Origin of the sequence: Micropruina glycogenica (genome assembly GCF_900289045.1) — a bacterium.
Lineage (GTDB): Bacteria > Actinomycetota > Actinomycetes > Propionibacteriales > Propionibacteriaceae > Micropruina > Micropruina glycogenica.
Window position 1 is genome coordinate 3,095,645 of sequence record NZ_LT985188.1, and the last position, 14,932, is coordinate 3,110,576.

The 14,932-nt window shown below is 65.2% G+C and carries 18 protein-coding genes and 2 tRNA genes; 13 read left to right on the top strand and 7 right to left on the bottom strand.

Annotation, left to right across the window (positions count from 1 at the left end):
- Positions 1–89: 89 nt before the first annotated feature.
- The gene (locus tag MPLG2_RS14510) at positions 90–1,358 is read right to left on the bottom strand and encodes an integrase catalytic domain-containing protein (protein ID WP_105187409.1); all 1,269 of its coding nucleotides are present in this window, start codon (positions 1,356–1,358) and stop codon (positions 90–92) included.
- Between the two features lie 153 nt (positions 1,359–1,511).
- On the opposite strand from MPLG2_RS14510, the gene MPLG2_RS14515 reads away from it, so the two are divergent.
- Positions 1,512–1,588: transfer RNA gene (locus tag MPLG2_RS14515), tRNA-Ile, on the top strand.
- A gap of 131 nt (positions 1,589–1,719) precedes the next feature.
- Positions 1,720–2,886 (top strand): tyrosine-type recombinase/integrase, encoded by a 1,167-nt coding sequence (locus MPLG2_RS14520; RefSeq protein WP_197709958.1) that lies wholly within the window; start codon positions 1,720–1,722, stop codon positions 2,884–2,886.
- Positions 2,887–3,091: 205 nt separating this feature from the next.
- Here the strand turns inward: MPLG2_RS14520 and MPLG2_RS14525 are convergent, their stop codons facing one another.
- On the bottom strand, positions 3,092–3,295 hold the full coding sequence (locus tag MPLG2_RS14525) for a DUF6290 family protein (protein ID WP_105186750.1): 204 nt from the start codon (positions 3,293–3,295) through the stop codon (positions 3,092–3,094).
- A gap of 95 nt (positions 3,296–3,390) precedes the next feature.
- Between MPLG2_RS14525 and MPLG2_RS14530 the strand changes: the two genes are divergently transcribed.
- From MPLG2_RS14530 to MPLG2_RS14545, 5 genes are all read left to right on the top strand, one after another.
- Positions 3,391–3,855, top strand: a complete 465-nt coding sequence (locus MPLG2_RS14530; RefSeq protein ID WP_105186751.1) for a multiubiquitin domain-containing protein — start codon at positions 3,391–3,393, stop codon at positions 3,853–3,855.
- Complete coding sequence (locus MPLG2_RS14535) at positions 3,852–4,235, top strand: E2/UBC family protein (RefSeq protein ID WP_105186752.1); 384 nt, start codon at positions 3,852–3,854, stop codon at positions 4,233–4,235. Before MPLG2_RS14530 ends, MPLG2_RS14535 begins: the two co-directional genes overlap by 4 nt.
- Positions 4,232–5,608 (top strand): ThiF family adenylyltransferase, encoded by a 1,377-nt coding sequence (locus MPLG2_RS14540; RefSeq protein ID WP_105186753.1) that lies wholly within the window; start codon positions 4,232–4,234, stop codon positions 5,606–5,608. Before MPLG2_RS14535 ends, MPLG2_RS14540 begins: the two co-directional genes overlap by 4 nt.
- Positions 5,596–5,931, top strand: coding sequence for a DUF6527 family protein (locus MPLG2_RS18625; protein WP_158681239.1), 336 nt, complete (start codon positions 5,596–5,598; stop codon positions 5,929–5,931). The genes MPLG2_RS14540 and MPLG2_RS18625 overlap by 13 nt, the downstream gene beginning before the upstream one ends.
- A gap of 98 nt (positions 5,932–6,029) precedes the next feature.
- The gene (locus MPLG2_RS14545) at positions 6,030–6,860 is read left to right on the top strand and encodes an SDH family Clp fold serine proteinase (protein WP_158681240.1); all 831 of its coding nucleotides are present in this window, start codon (positions 6,030–6,032) and stop codon (positions 6,858–6,860) included.
- Positions 6,861–7,049: 189 nt separating this feature from the next.
- Here MPLG2_RS14545 and MPLG2_RS14550 read toward each other — a convergent pair whose 3' ends face one another.
- From MPLG2_RS14550 to MPLG2_RS14560, 3 genes are all read right to left on the bottom strand, one after another.
- The gene (locus tag MPLG2_RS14550; RefSeq protein WP_105186755.1) at positions 7,050–7,412 is read right to left on the bottom strand and encodes a type II toxin-antitoxin system death-on-curing family toxin; all 363 of its coding nucleotides are present in this window, start codon (positions 7,410–7,412) and stop codon (positions 7,050–7,052) included.
- Entirely contained in the window at positions 7,409–7,612 is a 204-nt protein-coding gene (locus MPLG2_RS14555; protein ID WP_105186756.1) for a CopG family transcriptional regulator, read from the bottom strand. The genes MPLG2_RS14550 and MPLG2_RS14555 overlap by 4 nt, the downstream gene beginning before the upstream one ends.
- 90 nt (positions 7,613–7,702) lie before the next feature.
- Positions 7,703–8,626 (bottom strand): hypothetical protein, encoded by a 924-nt coding sequence (locus MPLG2_RS14560; RefSeq protein ID WP_158681241.1) that lies wholly within the window; start codon positions 8,624–8,626, stop codon positions 7,703–7,705.
- Positions 8,627–9,029: 403 nt separating this feature from the next.
- On the opposite strand from MPLG2_RS14560, the gene MPLG2_RS14565 reads away from it, so the two are divergent.
- The 6 genes from MPLG2_RS14565 to MPLG2_RS14585 all read left to right on the top strand — a co-directional run bounded on the left by MPLG2_RS14565 (position 9,030) and on the right by MPLG2_RS14585 (position 12,571).
- Complete coding sequence (locus tag MPLG2_RS14565; protein WP_197709959.1) at positions 9,030–9,347, top strand: HigA family addiction module antitoxin; 318 nt, start codon at positions 9,030–9,032, stop codon at positions 9,345–9,347.
- 43 nt (positions 9,348–9,390) lie between these two features.
- A complete protein-coding gene (locus MPLG2_RS14570) occupies positions 9,391–9,891 on the top strand; it encodes a helix-turn-helix domain-containing protein (protein WP_105186759.1) in 501 nt (166 codons plus the stop codon).
- 3 nt (positions 9,892–9,894) lie between these two features.
- A complete protein-coding gene (locus tag MPLG2_RS14575; RefSeq protein WP_105186760.1) occupies positions 9,895–10,467 on the top strand; it encodes a PIN domain-containing protein in 573 nt (190 codons plus the stop codon).
- A gap of 72 nt (positions 10,468–10,539) precedes the next feature.
- A tRNA-Leu gene (locus tag MPLG2_RS18630) sits at positions 10,540–10,602 on the top strand.
- A 197-nt stretch (positions 10,603–10,799) separates the two neighbouring features.
- Positions 10,800–11,618: a beta/alpha barrel domain-containing protein gene (locus MPLG2_RS14580; protein ID WP_231935676.1), complete on the top strand. Its 819-nt coding sequence runs from the start codon at positions 10,800–10,802 to the stop codon at positions 11,616–11,618.
- A 2-nt stretch (positions 11,619–11,620) separates the two neighbouring features.
- Positions 11,621–12,571 (top strand): aldolase/citrate lyase/malate synthase family protein, encoded by a 951-nt coding sequence (locus MPLG2_RS14585; RefSeq protein ID WP_173909634.1) that lies wholly within the window; start codon positions 11,621–11,623, stop codon positions 12,569–12,571.
- 203 nt (positions 12,572–12,774) lie between these two features.
- Here MPLG2_RS14585 and MPLG2_RS14590 read toward each other — a convergent pair whose 3' ends face one another.
- Both MPLG2_RS14590 and MPLG2_RS14595 read right to left on the bottom strand, forming a co-directional pair.
- A complete protein-coding gene (locus tag MPLG2_RS14590) occupies positions 12,775–13,623 on the bottom strand; it encodes a sugar phosphate isomerase/epimerase family protein (protein WP_105186761.1) in 849 nt (282 codons plus the stop codon).
- A 3-nt stretch (positions 13,624–13,626) separates the two neighbouring features.
- Positions 13,627–14,799, bottom strand: coding sequence for a Gfo/Idh/MocA family protein (locus tag MPLG2_RS14595; protein WP_105186762.1), 1,173 nt, complete (start codon positions 14,797–14,799; stop codon positions 13,627–13,629).
- Positions 14,800–14,932 lie beyond the last annotated feature (133 nt).

The window sequence follows — 14,932 nt, forward strand, 5'->3', positions numbered from 1 at the left end:
GTCTCCTAGGCGGACATCCTCATGTGAGGCACGCGCTGCCCTTCCCGGACCTTTTACGTGAGTCAAGTCGTCGAGCCTGTGGACTCATGTCAAGATGCCCGCTTGGGTTGGGTCGTTGACTCATTTCGTTTTGCCCGCGTCATTTTTGTTCGGGATAGGTAGACGTGGTTGCGTTTGGCTGCTTTGAGGATGGTGCCGCGGCGGCGGGCGAGTTCGAGCAGGTTGCGTTGGATGAGGTCGATGTCTCGGCGTAGTTGGGCCGGGTTGGCCTGGGTGATGCGACTGTCAAGGTGTCGCCGGTCCTGGTCGTCGAGGACGGTGGGGTGGTCACGGAGCAGCCGGCCGGCCGGGGTGGTGGCGGTGTCGTAGGTCTTGGTGACTTTCGCTCCGGTGCGGGTCTTGGTTTTCAGCTTCTGTTGCGGGGTGAACAGGTTGGACAGTTCAGCGGCCAGGGGCCATAGCTGGTTGAGCAGGTCGAGTTCCCGGCTGGTGTCGTAGCGGTAGTAGCCGACGTTGCGGCGGACTCTGGTCCAGTTCTTCTGTTCGATGTGGGCTTGGTCGTTGGAATGGTTCGGGCGGCCGCGGGTGAACGTGATCTCACGGGTGTTGCACCAGCTCATCAGGTGGTGGTTAATGAACTCGGAGCCGTTGTCAGAGTGGACGCCCACGATCGCGAACGGGAACCGGAGGGCGAGTTGCTCCAGCCCGGTGGCCACGATCCTTTCGCCCTTGGACTTCACGGTGATGGTTTCGGTCCAACCGGTAGCCACGTCGACAGCGTCCAGGCTGTAGTGGAAGTGGCCGTTGTTGTCGCCGCCGTCGTGACCGACCAGATCGATCTCGATGAACCCTGGCTGGGTGTCGTCCCACTCGTGCCAGGTCTTCAGCGGGATCGACGATTTCAACAGCGATCCGGGGCGGGTCAAGGACCGGCCCTTGAGGTTGCCGACCAGCCCGAGCCGGTAGGGCCGCAATCGGCGATCGATGGTCGCCGCCGACATGGCCAGCAGTGCGTCGATGACTTCGGGTGTCGCGTTCAGCTCGCCCTTGGCGACCAGGCTCGCGACCAGGACCGGCAGCGCTGGGCGCACGATCTTGCCGCTGGGTCCGTCCAGCACCGCCCAGCACACCGCCAAGGCGTCGATCACCTCAGGTCCGTAGCGGAACACAGGCTCGCGGGGCCTGCGTGGCCGGTTCACGTCCACACCGGCGACCGCTGCCCGGATCATCTTGCGGGCATGGTCTCGATGCCAGCCGTTGACCGCGACCAGATGATCCAAAATGGTCGACTTCTCAGCCTTGGTCGCCTTCGGCCACGCCTTGACCTGGCTCGCCAGCACAGCCTTCCGTTGCCTCATCGTCAGCCCCATCCCCGCAGCCTGACCCACGCGGGCATTCTCAGATGAGTCAACGACCCCACCCACGCGGGCATTCAGCACGAGTCAACTCGTCGAGTTGAGCGGGTGCCGGGTGAGTCGGTAATGTTGTCTCTCGGTGTTCCCGCCGCAAGCGGGCCTATAGCTCAGACGGTTAGAGCGCTGCCCTGATAAGGCAGAGGTCACTGGTTCAAGTCCAGTTAGGCCCACCAGATCTCGATGAGATCCACGCACCCCACTTCCCGCCTCCCTGACTAGGGCTTATGCTTGTTCTGAGCAGGTCGAGCGAGTGGTCAGAAGTAGGCAGATGGGGACAGAAATAGGCCCTCATAATGCACGCAAGATGCACGACACGCCGGTGGAACGGGCGGGTGAGAGCCATGGCACGGACGAAGCGAGCCTTCGGGACGATCCGCAGGTTGCCCTCGAAGATGTACTAGGCCAGTACATCGGGCCAGACATGGCTCGACACAACGCGCCGGGCACATTCACCGCCAGAGCGGACGCGGAGGGCTGGATCGCTCTGGAGCGCCGGCTGATCGAGTGGGACGAGTGGGCGCCGCCGGCCCAGCGGCGGGCGAAGCAGCTCCACGACGACACCCAGACGTTGCGGACGTACGCGGACACCTGGTTGCCGGAGCGAACCGCCGTACGCGGCCTGAAGCCGAAGACAGTGAGTGAGTACCAGCGGTACCTCGACCGGCTCATCTACCCGACGCTGGGCGAGATGCGGCTGAAGGATGTGACGCCAGCGACCGTGCGTGCGTGGATCGGGAAGCTCAACGCCAGGACGCCACGGATCAATGAGCACGCCTACGCGCTGCTGAAGACGATCTTTGCCACGGCCGTGCAGGATGAGCTGCTCGACCGGAACCCGTGCCGGGAACGGATGCGGAAGCCCTTCCGGCACATCGGGGAGCCGGCCACGCTGGACGAGCTGGCGCTGCTGGTGGCCGCGATGCCTGAACGGCTGAGGCTGATGATCGAGCTGGCGGCGTGGTGCGCGCTGAGGTTCGGTGAGTTTGCCGAACTGCGACGAGGCGACGTCGACCTCAGGAACGGCGAGATCCGGGTCAGCCGAGCGGTGCAGTGGGTCGACGGCAAGAAGATCGTGGCTGCGCCCAAGGCGGACAGCGTTCGCGTGGTGGCGTTTCCGCCCCACCTCGGGGAGGCGGTCAAGGAGCACCTTCGGACGCACGCGCAGTGGGGCAAGGACGGCCTGCTGTTCCCGACCACCCACGGTGAGCAGTACCGGGCGCCCACGTTCCACCAGGCGTACTTCAGGAAGGCCAGAGAGGCCGCTGGGCGGCCCAACCTCCGTTTCCACGACCTCCGGCACACCGGAGCCACCTTGGCGGCCGCCTCAGGCGCAACGCTCGCCGAACTGATGCAGCGTCTGGGCCACTCGACCGTCTCGGCCGCGCTGGCCTACCAGCACGCTGCGCAAGGCTCGGACAAGCGGATCGCGGTCCAGCTATCAGCGTTTGCCAGCGCCTGGAACGAGAACTGAAGCTCTGGAAACGACCAACCTGAGGGCGCAGGCTGCCTAGGTCTACAAGTTGTCACTGTCACTGCAGGCAGATCTCGGCGCGCGGCCTTGTTCTGCTCTGCTCAGCGACGCCTAGCAGCACACTTCTCAACCCACGCCGACATGTCGACGTTGACCCGCCGCATGGCGGTGCAGGCACGGCGAGGTGAGCGACGGTGCTCGGCGCCTAACGGAGAAGACCGCGGGCGCGTTCGATGCGTTCGCGAAGCCCCTCCTGGAACTTCGCGTCCTTGCTGACGGATTCGATGTGACTCGCGATAGCGGCCCGGATCACGTCCGAGACTGGCTGGTTCTCGACGCTCGCCACGGTCTCCAGTTGCTCAGCCTGTTCGGCAGACAGACGAATGGTCATTGCTTTCTGGGCGGACATGCCACCCAGTGTGCCACCACATGCACGAATTATCCATATATCTTGGTGGCGTGGTATCATGGTATCAATGAACCACAACAGTTAGGAGTAGGACCATGACCGCACAGGCTGAAGCCCACGCGAAGAAGATCACCATCTACATCGACGGCGAGTCGTACGAGACCACGTCGGGGCGCACCCCCGTCGCGACTCTGCGTGGCCTGCGTCGCCCGCCGGTCCCGGCCGACAAGGACCTCTGGCTTGATATAGAGGACGAGCAGGATCAGGAACTCGACGCGGCCGGCACCCTCGACGTCGTCGACGGGATGCGGTTCTTCACCGAAATCGACGCGATTACCATCCGCATCGACCGCGTCGAGTACGAGGTCTACAAGCACAAGATGACCGGCGTCGAGCTGCGCGCTGTGCCCAGCCCCGATGTTCCTGCCGACCGCGACCTGTGGCTTGACGTGCCCGACAAGCGCGACGTCAAGGTCCAGGACGAGGACGTCGTTCGTCTTAAGGATGGGGTGCGCTTCTTCACCGCCCCCGGTCGCATCAACCCTGGGCGGGCGTCGTGAAGCTGCCCGAGCCGGACCGCGAATTCCTCGACCGGTCCGGCATCAACTACCGGGTCTTCGACGACGGCACCGGCATGCTGAACGTCGAGTTGATCGGCTTCCCGCTGCCGCTCGGCCTGAACGCGGATGTGGCCTGTGTGTTGTTCCGTCTTTCCGCCAGCTACCCCGATACCCCGCCCGACATGTGGTGGATCATCCCCCACCTGGCGCCGGTGGGCGGCGGCGGGATCCCCGCCACGGAGGTCATCGAGACCCACGACGGCCGCAGCTGGCAGCGTTGGTCGCGACACCTTGATCCGACAGCCTGGCGGTCCGGAATCGACGGGCTGGAGAGTTACGTGCGCCTCCTGCGCACTGAGCTGGGGAGCGCTGCCGCATGACCGCCACCCTGCGCCTTACAGGCCCGCTGCATGACGGCCTGGTGGCGATGGCTACTAGCCCAGTTGAAACCGGCGCCGTGCTACTCGTGCGTTACACCACCATCGATGGCAGCGACGTCATCCTCCTGGGCGACGAGCTTGTGGCCGTTCCCGAGGATGCCTACGAGATTCGCACCCACCAGGCACTTCAGATCACCTCGGACGGCTATGTCCACGCGCTCAAGACCGCTCAGCAGCGCGGGAGGATCGCAATTTGGGTGCACAGCCACCCCGGTGAGCAGGCGATTCCCCGCCCGAGTCGCCACGACCGCGTCGTCAACGAGCAGCTCGAACCGCTGTTCCGTGACCGCACCGAGACCGACCAGTACGGCTACCTCGTCGTCAGCCACGACAACGGCACTCTCACCTTCACCGGCGAGCTCATCGGGCGGATCAACACGCCGATCGCGCGGTTGTCCGTCATCGGCGAGCGCTGGATCTTTCGTCCGGCCTTCGACACAGACGCCGGCACCGACCGATCCCTGTTCGACCGGAACATCCGTGCCTTCGGCGACGGGATCCAAACCGCCATCAGCGAACTTACCGTCGCCGTGATTGGCGCCGGAGGCACCGGTTCCGCCGTCGCCGAACAGCTCGCCCGGCTCGGAGTTCGCTCGTTCATCCTCATCGACCCGGACATCCTCTCCGACTCCAACACGACGCGCGTCTACGGCTCCACGCCTGCCGACGTCGGTCGCCCGAAGGTGGACGTCCTCGGTGATCACCTCGAACGCATCGCCCGTGGAGTCCGCACCACGCGCGTCCAAGGGTCGATTCTCACCGAGACCGTCGCACGTACCATGGTCGGCGCGGACTTGGTCTTCGGCTGTACCGACGACAACGCCGGCCGTCTGCGGCTGTCGCGGTTGCCGTACTACTACCTGATCCCGGTCATCGACTGCGGCGTGCAGATCCCCGCCGACCAACAGGGCATCATCACTGGCGTATTCGGAAGGGTGACGACCCTGTACCCGAGCAGCGCCTGTCTGATCTGCCGCGACCGCATCGACCTCGCTGTCGCAGAGGCCGAGACCCGGTCCGCGAACGAGCAGAAGCGGCTCGAGAAGGAGGGTTATGCACCAGCGCTGCCAGGTGTCGAGCCCGCCGTGGTCACCTTCACCACCCTCGTCGCGGCCACTGCTGTCAGTGAGCTACTGGAGCGGCTGGTCGGCTACGGCGACACCCCCACCCCGTCCGAGCTGATCCTCTTCATCCACGACCGCACCATCCGCGGCAACATCGGGGCGTCGCACGAAGGGCATTACTGTGACCCGGCTACTCGCCGAGTTGGCACCGACGACGACATGTTCCTGGGGTTGAATTGGGCATCCTGAAGAGCATCCGATACTGGCGCCGCTGGAAGGCCGACCTGAGCACGTCCTCGGCCGCCGACATTCCCGTCCGGCTACCCGTCCGCCGCGCTGTGGTCGTGGAAAGCGCGGGCCGACCCAAATGGCTCATCTTCGACTGCCCCTGCGACCGGGGGCATCGAGTGATGCTCAATCTGGACCGAGGGAACCGACCGCTCTGGCGCATCGCCGACCGCTATCCGCTCACCCTCTATCCCAGCGTCGACGAGCGCAGTTCCGTCGGCCACTGTCACTATGTTGTACGCGACGGCTACGTACGCTGGATCGAACGAACGGATCACCGATGACCCACCCTCACACCGAGCCCGAGGACCAGCTCGGATTCGTTCCAACACCGCCACTGCCCGAGCCCACCCCAGCGCCGAAAGGACCGACGCGGACTCCGATGTTCGAGGCGATGAACGCCAATCGCTATGCCCGGCAGAGTCTCATCAGAGAGATCGAGAAGGTCACGTCGACGACCCTGATTTGCTACGTCGTGGCTGACCTACAGATCGAGCGCACCGACGTCGTCGCCATGGTCGACCTACTGCACAACATCACGCCCGGCACCCCGATCGACCTGCTGCTGAACTCACCAGGGGGCGACATCGACGCTGCCGAAAAGCTCATTCTCCTCATCCGAAAACGTGCTGGCAGCGCACCTGTGCGAGTCATCGTGCCCGACTACGCAAAAAGCGCGGCTACGCTCATCGCCCTAGGGGCCAACACCATCGTGATGTCCGATACATCCGAACTCGGTGCCATTGACCCCCAGGTAGATCTGGCCGACTCCAACGGCCACCTGCAAACCCTCTCCGCGCAGAGCTACTTGGACGCGTTCCACCTGCATGCCGACCGGCTCAAAGAGGACCCCAACGACCCGGTGGCTCGACTCATGCTCAGCAAGATGGAGCCGGCCACCGTCCGTAAGCTCGAGCGGATGACCAAACGATCCCGATCCATTGCCGAGGCCCTGCTCGGCCAATCAATGATCAAGGACACCGACCAAGCGGCCGAAATCGCCAAGAACCTTAGCGACACCGACAAGTGGCACTCCCACGGACAGATGATCTCCCACGAGACCGCCCGAGGCCTTGGCCTGGACATCACCTACCTGGCCCCGCACGATGACCTGTGGGCGAGGTACTGGAGGTTGTTCTCTCTGCAGCTGTGGTCAGCGAATGGCAAGGTGAAGCTCTTCGAGAGCGACTGGGCCTCCATCCCCATCTCTTGAGGAGATCGGCTCCCGCTCATCGTGCCAACGATATTCGGCGCCGAGATGCATGCCAGAGGTGTGCTCCACATCCAGCTGCTCTGAAATTGCCGGCGAGACTCGCAGAGTCCCCGTTCGAGGAGACTCCGAGCGGCGTTCGGACGATGGCCGAGCCTTGCTCGGTGTCTGCCTGCATTCGTGCCGCGTGGGTTAGTGCCATCCCCCCAGGAGCGCGGCTGCAGCCTCATAGGCGATGGCGCCACTCGCGATAGCGATGACCAGGTCGTAGGCGTCGTCTTCGGGTGCGTCCAGATCGACGTTGTTGAGTCCGTAGAACACGACGATCGCGAGCCAGCCGATCCGCTTGTTGCCGTCGATCAGGGCGTGGTTCCGGACCAGTGACTCCATGAGAACGGCGGCCTTCTGGTCGATCCTGGGATAGGCGTCCAGGCCGAACACCGTGGCCTGCGGTCGGTGCACGGCCGAGTCAAGCGACCCGACTTCCCGGATCGGACCGACCTTCAGGTCGTCGATGAGCGCCAGGACGTCTTCCAGCGTGAGGTACTCGATCACTTGCCCAGGCGGGCCAGCAGGTCGGCGTACCGCTCTCGGGCGCCAGCGGAGAGGGTGCGGATCTTGTCCTGCCGGAGTCGGCGCGACGCGGCCTCGTGGATCGCACGGACGGTCGCTTCCTGCTTGCTCACGCCGTCTGCCTCCGCGAGAAGGGCGAGGGCGTGCTCATCGTCGGGCGTCAGTCGCAAGGTCATCGCCATAGACCCATGATACCAACCTGGTATCGCGTCGCTGCGCGCACTCGCACGTCTTCGCGGTCGGTCCCGAAGGTCGAGCCGAGCTTGGCTGCGCTATCCCACAGGTAGCCAGATGCCGCACCCGTTGGACTCGAAGCCACCGTCGCTCGATCGGATGGTGACCCTCGCGCCAGCCGGAGCGTAGCTGATGAAGTCATTGTCGATGATCGAGCCGTGCTTTGTCAGTCGTACCCAATAGCAGTCGCTGATGCGCTTCTCGCTCCGGTAGGTTCCGGGCCGCAGGTCTCCACTCTTCGAGCCGATGTCGTACTCACCGTCGGTGAACCCCCGCTTTGCGAGCTTCAGCGCCGGCGCGTATTTCGGACATAGGTACTTCACGGCGTTGTTGTAGTCGTCCAGGTAGTTGTCGAGCTCTTCATCGAGCATCAGCGCGCGGCTGGTGGTCGACTTCTTCTTCTTGAGCTGGGCGCACATGTCATGGCCCTCCTCGATCGAGCTCTCCATGTCGTCCAGATCAGTTGCATCTTCCGCTTTGAGGTACTTCATCTCGTTCGCCGAGTGCCGGTCTTCCGGCATCGACTCTGCGCTGGGGGGATCCTTCCTGGAGCCACCGAGTCCCGCCTGGACAGTGTCTGCCTCATCGATTGGCAGCAGGACTGTCCAGTTCACACCGTAGAGAAGGCTGGTTCCGTCCAGGCTGCCGTCTTTAGCGGTCTCGTCGTAGCCACCCGACATCGCGTCGACCGCGGATCGCGAGGAGTAGATGGCGAAGCTATCGCTGCTCGAGCAGCGACCCGACTCGCTGGCCGTCTCGACGTCGTTGTCTTGTTGCCAGTCGTCGCAGTCATAGCCGAGCCTCACAACGGCATCCTTGAGCTCCATAACGGACCCGAAGCCACCGACCTCTGTGGTGGTCGTCGGCGGCGGCGACGGCGACGGCCTGGGAGCAGGGCTGGTGCATCCGACGACCAAGACTGCAGCAGCGGCTGAGATCAGGATTCTCGGGGTACGCCTCATGAACCCTGACGCTAGACCAGCCCGGTCGCCCCCGCAGGTGATTCCCTGGGCCACCGGCCACCCCCGGCTACTTGGTGTCATCGTCTTGGACGGGTGTGCGCGTCGGCACAACCAAGACGCTCCTCGGGGACAAGTCCTAGAGCCGCAAGAGAGCCGTCGCATCCCAGTCTGGTCGCACGTCCCATCGCGTCCACGAGACCTGGCAGTTACCGGCAGACGCCTGCACATCCGAACTCCGACAGGCAGTTTCGACCCGTTCCTTGGTGCAGTAGGTGTGTTCTGAGATGAGAGGTCGTGTTGCGGGAAGAGCGAGCTTTCGGTGGTTGTGGGTCAGAGGCTGACGAAGCGGCTGGTTGAGAGGTTGGTCGGGGTCGTGAGTGTCGCGATGGGTAGGGTGCGGTGATTGGGCGACTCGAAGAGGCGGCTTAACCTCATGGCGTTGATTCATCCAGTGCATCCAGGGGAGATCCTGCGCGAGGACGTCCTCGCCGACCTCGGGCTCAGCGTCGGCGAGGCGGCGTCGCGGCTGGGCGTCTCAAGGTGGTCCTTGCGGAGGGTGCTGGCCGGTTCAACCAGGGTGAGCCCGATCCTGGCATTGCGGCTGGAGGCGGCCGGCGTTGGCACCGCCCGAGCCTGGCTCGCGATGCAGTCGGCCCACGATCTGGCTGCCGAACGCTCGGCGGGCCGGCCGAGGGTCCGGCCACTCGACACTGAGTCTTGAGCCCGGACCTTTCGAATATTTCGATTTCGTCTACACTGGAGTCATGAGCACCCAGGCAAGTGAATCGACGACGGTCCTGCCGCCTGCCGACATGGAGGCGATGCTGGATCTCTCGCGCTTTCTCGAGCACGTCAGCGAGCCAGCCGCATTGCTGGGCCCGGACGGCCAGACGGTCCCGCTCCCCATGGAGGCCTACAAGGTGCTGGTGAAAGTCGTGGCTTCGATGAGGGCGGGCAAGGCGATCACGATTGCGCCGCTCGACCAGCAACTCACCACCCAGGAAGCAGCCAACTTCCTCGGTATCAGCCGGCCAACACTGGTCAAGCTGCTCGACCAAGGCGAGATCTCGTTTGAGCGCCCGGCATCTGGTCGGCACCGGCGAGTGAGGTTGGATGACGTCCTGGACTACCAGCGACGTAAGCGTGCCAGCCGGCGAGCGACGCTCGACGAGCTCACAGAACAGGCCGCCGCGGCCGGTCTTTACGAGGAGGTACCCGACTACGCCGAGGCGCTTCAAGCTGCTCGCACGCGCCAAGCTGGCTGAGTCGTGGCCCGGTTCAGCGCATTCCTCGACGCGTGTGTCTTGGTCCCCATTGCGCTGGCCGACACGCTGCTCCGGCTCGCGGAGGCCGACCTGTACAGACCGTTGTGGAGTGTTCGGGTTCTGGACGAGATGGTCGAGGCGATCGAGGCGATCCATCCAAACCTGGCTGGCGGCCCAGCCAGGGCTCGTGGCGACGCGATGCAGGCCGGCTTTGACGACGCCTGCGTGACGGGGTGGGAGCCGCTGGAGTCCGGCATCACTCTCCCGGACGCCGACGACCGCCACGTGGTTGCCGCGGCCTTGCGTGGACGTGCCGACATGATCGTGACAGCCAATCTCCGCGACTTCCCGTCCGACGTGCTCGGATCTGTCGGCCTTGAGGTGCAGCATCCCGACGACTTCCTGCTCAATCAACTCGACCTCGAGCCCGATCTCACGATGGCATCACTGCATCGCCAGGCTGCAGCAACCAAGCGACCGGCGATCACCACGGTTGTGTTGTTGGAGCACCTCGCGAAGTGCGGAGTGCCCAGCTTCGCATCGGAGGCGGCACACCAACTCTGGCGCGGGCGGTGAGCTGGATCTCGCCAACTGATAATGCACGCAAGCTGCACGCCGCAAGAAACAGTTAGGTGACGTCTTGTATTTGTGCTTGTGGGAGGTACCTCCCGGGAACGGCGTTGGCTGGTTCAAGTCCAGTTAGGCCCACCAGACGAAACCGCGTTTGACTAGATGTTTCACGGTAGTCCGTCACCGTTGCTCACAATATGCGACCTCATTGCGACCTGAAGGACGTGCAAGCGGCGCCGCTCAGTCCCTGGGGGCGGCCGACCGCGAGGGTGCTCAGTTGCTGAATCAGCCGGGACGCGGAGGCCGGTTTCGGCGGCCCGCTGAACGCGTTCGAGCTGATGAAGCAGATGATCGCCGCCGGTGCGGCGGGGGTGCACTGGGAGGACCAGCTCAGCTCGGAGAAGAAGTGCGGCCACCTGGGCGGCAAGGTGCTGATCCCGACCGCGCAGCACGTCCGCACGCTGAACGCGGCCCGGCTGGCCGCCGACGTGCTGGGCACCGAGACGCTGGTGATCGCCCGCACCGACGCCCTGGCGGCCGACCTGCTCACCTCGGACGTGGACCCGACCGACCAGCCGTTCTGCACCGGTGAACGCACCAGCGAGGGGTTTTACCGAGTGCGGTCGGGACTGGGCCAGGTGCTGGCCAGGGCGAAGGCGTACGCGCCGCACGCGGACCTGATCTGGGTCGAGACCGGCACCCCCGACCTGGGACTGGCCGCCGAGTTCGCCACCGAACTGCACCGCGAGTTCCCGGGCAAGATGCTGGCCTACAACTGCTCGCCCTCGTTCAACTGGAAGGCGGCGCTCGACGACCGGCAGATCGCGGCCTTCCAGGACGGCCTGGGCGAACTGGGCTACCGATTCCAGTTCATCACGCTCGCCGGGTTCCACGCCCTGAACCACTCGATGTTCACGCTGGCCCGCGACTACGCGGCTCACGGCATGCCCGCCTACGTGGCCCTGCAGCAGGCCGAGTTCGCCGACGAGCCCAACGGCTACACCGCGACTCGGCACCAGGCCGAAGTCGGCACCGGCTACTTCGACCAGGTCGCCACCGCGCTGAACCCTGACAGCGCGACCACCGCCCTGGCCAGGATCGGCCGAGGCGGAGCAGTTCACCCCCTGACCCGCCCCACCGTGCGAGCAGGAGATTGATGATGACCAGCGACACCAGCGGTGCCGGCACCGGCCCGGCCCCCCGACCGTCCGACCAGCAGCCACCGACCGGCGACCCGACCTCGCCGGCGCGGCCGAGCAGTAGGTTGCGGGTGCGCGGGCCGTCCGGTGATCGCCACGGTGAGATCCTGACCGACGAGGCGCTCGATTTCGTCGCCGGGCTGCAGCGGCGCTTCGCCGGGCGCCGCGACGAGTTGCTGCAGCGCAGGCGAGACCTGCGCAGCGAGCGTCCAGACTTCGGGTTCCCGGCCGAGACCGCAGCGATCAGGGCGGACACCGGCTGGCGGGTGGCTGCGCCGGGGCCCGGGCTGGACGACCGGCGTTGCGAGATCACCGGGCCACCCACGGCGCGGATGACGATCAACGCGCTCAATTTGGGTGCCCGGGTGTGGATGGCCGACTTCGAGGACGCCACCGCGCCGAGCTGGCCGAACATCGTGGAGGGGCAACTGAACCTGTTCGACGCCATCCGCCGGCAGATCGACTTCACCACCGACGACGGCAAGCGCTACGCGCTGAGCGAGCGGACCGCCACGATCATGGTCCGGCCGCGCGGCTGGCACTTGTCGGAGGACCATCTGCTGCTGGACGGCGAGCCCATCGTCGCCGCGTTCGTCGACTTCGGGCTGTACTTCTTTCACAACGCCCGGGAGCTGATCGAGCGGGGCCGCGGCCCGTACTTCTACCTGCCCAAGCTGGAATCGCGGCACGAGGCGGCACTGTGGCGCGACGTGTTCGCCCACGCCGAGGCGTCGCTGGGCATCGAGCCGGGCACGATTCGGGCCACCTGCCTGCTGGAGACGTTTCCGGCGGCGTTCGAGATGACCGAGATTCTCTACGAGTTGCGCGAATACAGCGCCGGGCTGAACGCGGGCCGCTGGGACTACATCTTCTCGTTCATCAAGACCCTGGTCGAACGAGCCGCGGGCTGATCGAGGGCGCCTTGGTGATCGGGCCTGTCGAGATCCAGTTCGGGGGGACTCGACAGGCTCGATCGTCAAACGGTGACTGCAGGGACGATGGTCACTGGTTCAAGCCCAGGTCAGGCCCACCCAGATTCCATCGTCGGCGCCCAGAGCGCGGGCTTTCGGCTGACGTGCCGAGCCTGCGGTCCGCGGCCGTCCGCGATGATGAGTCAGTAGCCGAGGCTCTTGACGTGTGCCATCGAGTCGGCCAGGCAGTCGAAGGGGTCGCGGCCGTAGAGCTGGTCCTGCTCGACCAGCAGGTACTCGGCACCGCTTTCCAGCGCCTGCGGAATGACCGCGCCGAAGTCGATGGTGCCCTGACCCACCTCGGCGAACTGCACCAGGTTGGCGAACTCGGCCATGAAGCCGGCGAAGTCGCCCGCTTCGAGCAGCCCGAGACTCGATTCGGGCATGGTCGCCACCCGGTAGTCCTTCAGGTGCACCAGTTCGACCTGGCCGGCGAACTCGCGCAGCACGTCCACCGGGTTACGGCCGCCGCGCTGCACCCAGTGCACGTCGATCTCGAAGTGCAGGGTGGGTGACACGCGCCGGACGATGTCGAACAAGGTTTCGCCGTCGTGCTTGGCGAAGTCGACGTGGTGGTTGTGGTAGGCCAGCGTGATGCCCTCGGCAGCCAGCCGCTGCGCGGCTTCTTCGGCCTGCTCGGCGAAGGCGACCACGGCGTCCTTCGACACCATGGCGTCGAACGGCATCATGCCGATGCGGGTGAACCGGCAGTCGAGCCGCCGGCAGTTGTCGACGACGCGGTCGAAGTCGACGTCGAGGGCGTCGCCGGTGTTGGTCGAGCCCTTCTTCAGGCCCACCGACATGGCCGCCACCTCGACGCCCAGTTCGTTCTTGGCCCGCTCCAGGCCGGCGATGTTGGCCTCGTCGGTCGCCACCTGCGACACCTCGACGCTGCGGTAGCCGAGTTCGGCGATGCGTTCGAGCACGGGGTATATGCCCTGGTCGCCGATCTCGTTCTTGACCATCATGAGTTGCACGCCGATGTTGGCCATGGTTCAGCCCTCCTCTCGCAGCGGGAACTGGCCCTCGTCGGCGATCCGCTTGTTCAGTTCGCTCAGGTAGCGCTGCTCGTCGAAATCGGTGATCGAGACCTCTTCGCCGACCCAGCCCGACAGGTGAATCGCGTTGGCCAGCCGCACGCCGTGAATGCCGTCGTCCACCGGAGCCACCAGCGGCTCGGCGTCGAGAATGTTCGCAGCGAAGTTCTGCATCACGGCCGGGTGCTGGTCGCTCCACGGCGAGTCGTAGGTGCGGGTCGTCACGGTCGTGTACTGCGACAGGTCGCCCTCACCGGTGAACAGGCGACGCACGTCGTCCATGTTCATGCCTGCGCTGAGCTCTTGCTCGGGAGCGCTGAGCTTGGTGATCGTGACCGTCTTGGAGTCGTCGACGACGATCTTGCCCGCGTCGAACAGAATCTCGAGCCGGTCGGTGCCGGCCAGGTCGTGGGTGCAGGTGGTGAAGGTGCCGGTGGCGCCGTCGCCGAAGTCGACCAGCGCGGTCACTTCGTCTTCGACGGCGATGTCGCGCTTGAACCCGAAGGCCAGCTTGGCGAACACCGACTTGGGCACGCCGCACAACCACTGCCACAGATCGAGCTGGTGCGGGGCCTGGTTGACCAGCACGCCGCCCCCCTCGCCGCCCCAGGTGGCGCGCCAGGCGCTCTGGTCGTAGTAGCCCTGCGGACGCCACCACGTGGTGATGATCCAGCTCGTGTGCCGCAGCTTGCCCAGCTCGCCGCTTTGAATCAGGTTGCGCAGGTCGATGTAGAGCGGGTTGGTGCGCTGGTTGAACATCACCGCGGTGGTGCGGTCGCTGGTCTGAGCGGCGTGATCGAGCAGCGCGCGGGCCTGCGTGGTGTACACACCGATCGGCTTCTCGACCAACACGTGCAGGCCGGCGTCGAGGGCGCCGATGCCCACCTCGGGGTGCAGGTAGTGCGGAATGGTGGTGACCACCGCGTCCACCTGGCCGCTGGCCAGCATGTCGTGGTAATCGGTGAAGAACGGTACGCCGAAGCCCTCGGTGGCTTCGCGCTTGGACTCGTCGGTGTCGCAGATGGCGGCGAGTTGAACGTTGGGCACCCGACCCCGGCTCAAGAAGCCGGCGTAGTAGCCGCCCTGAGCGCCGAGGCCGATGATTCCCATGCGGACGGTGCGATCGGTCATTGATCCCTCCGTTGTTTGTGGATTGGGGAGCTTGGTTCCCTCACGCTAGGGCTGCCGACGATCGGGACGGCTGTGGTTGCCACCTGTTGTCATCGGACGTTGCCGCCTTCGGCCGGCTCGGCTCAAATGGGTA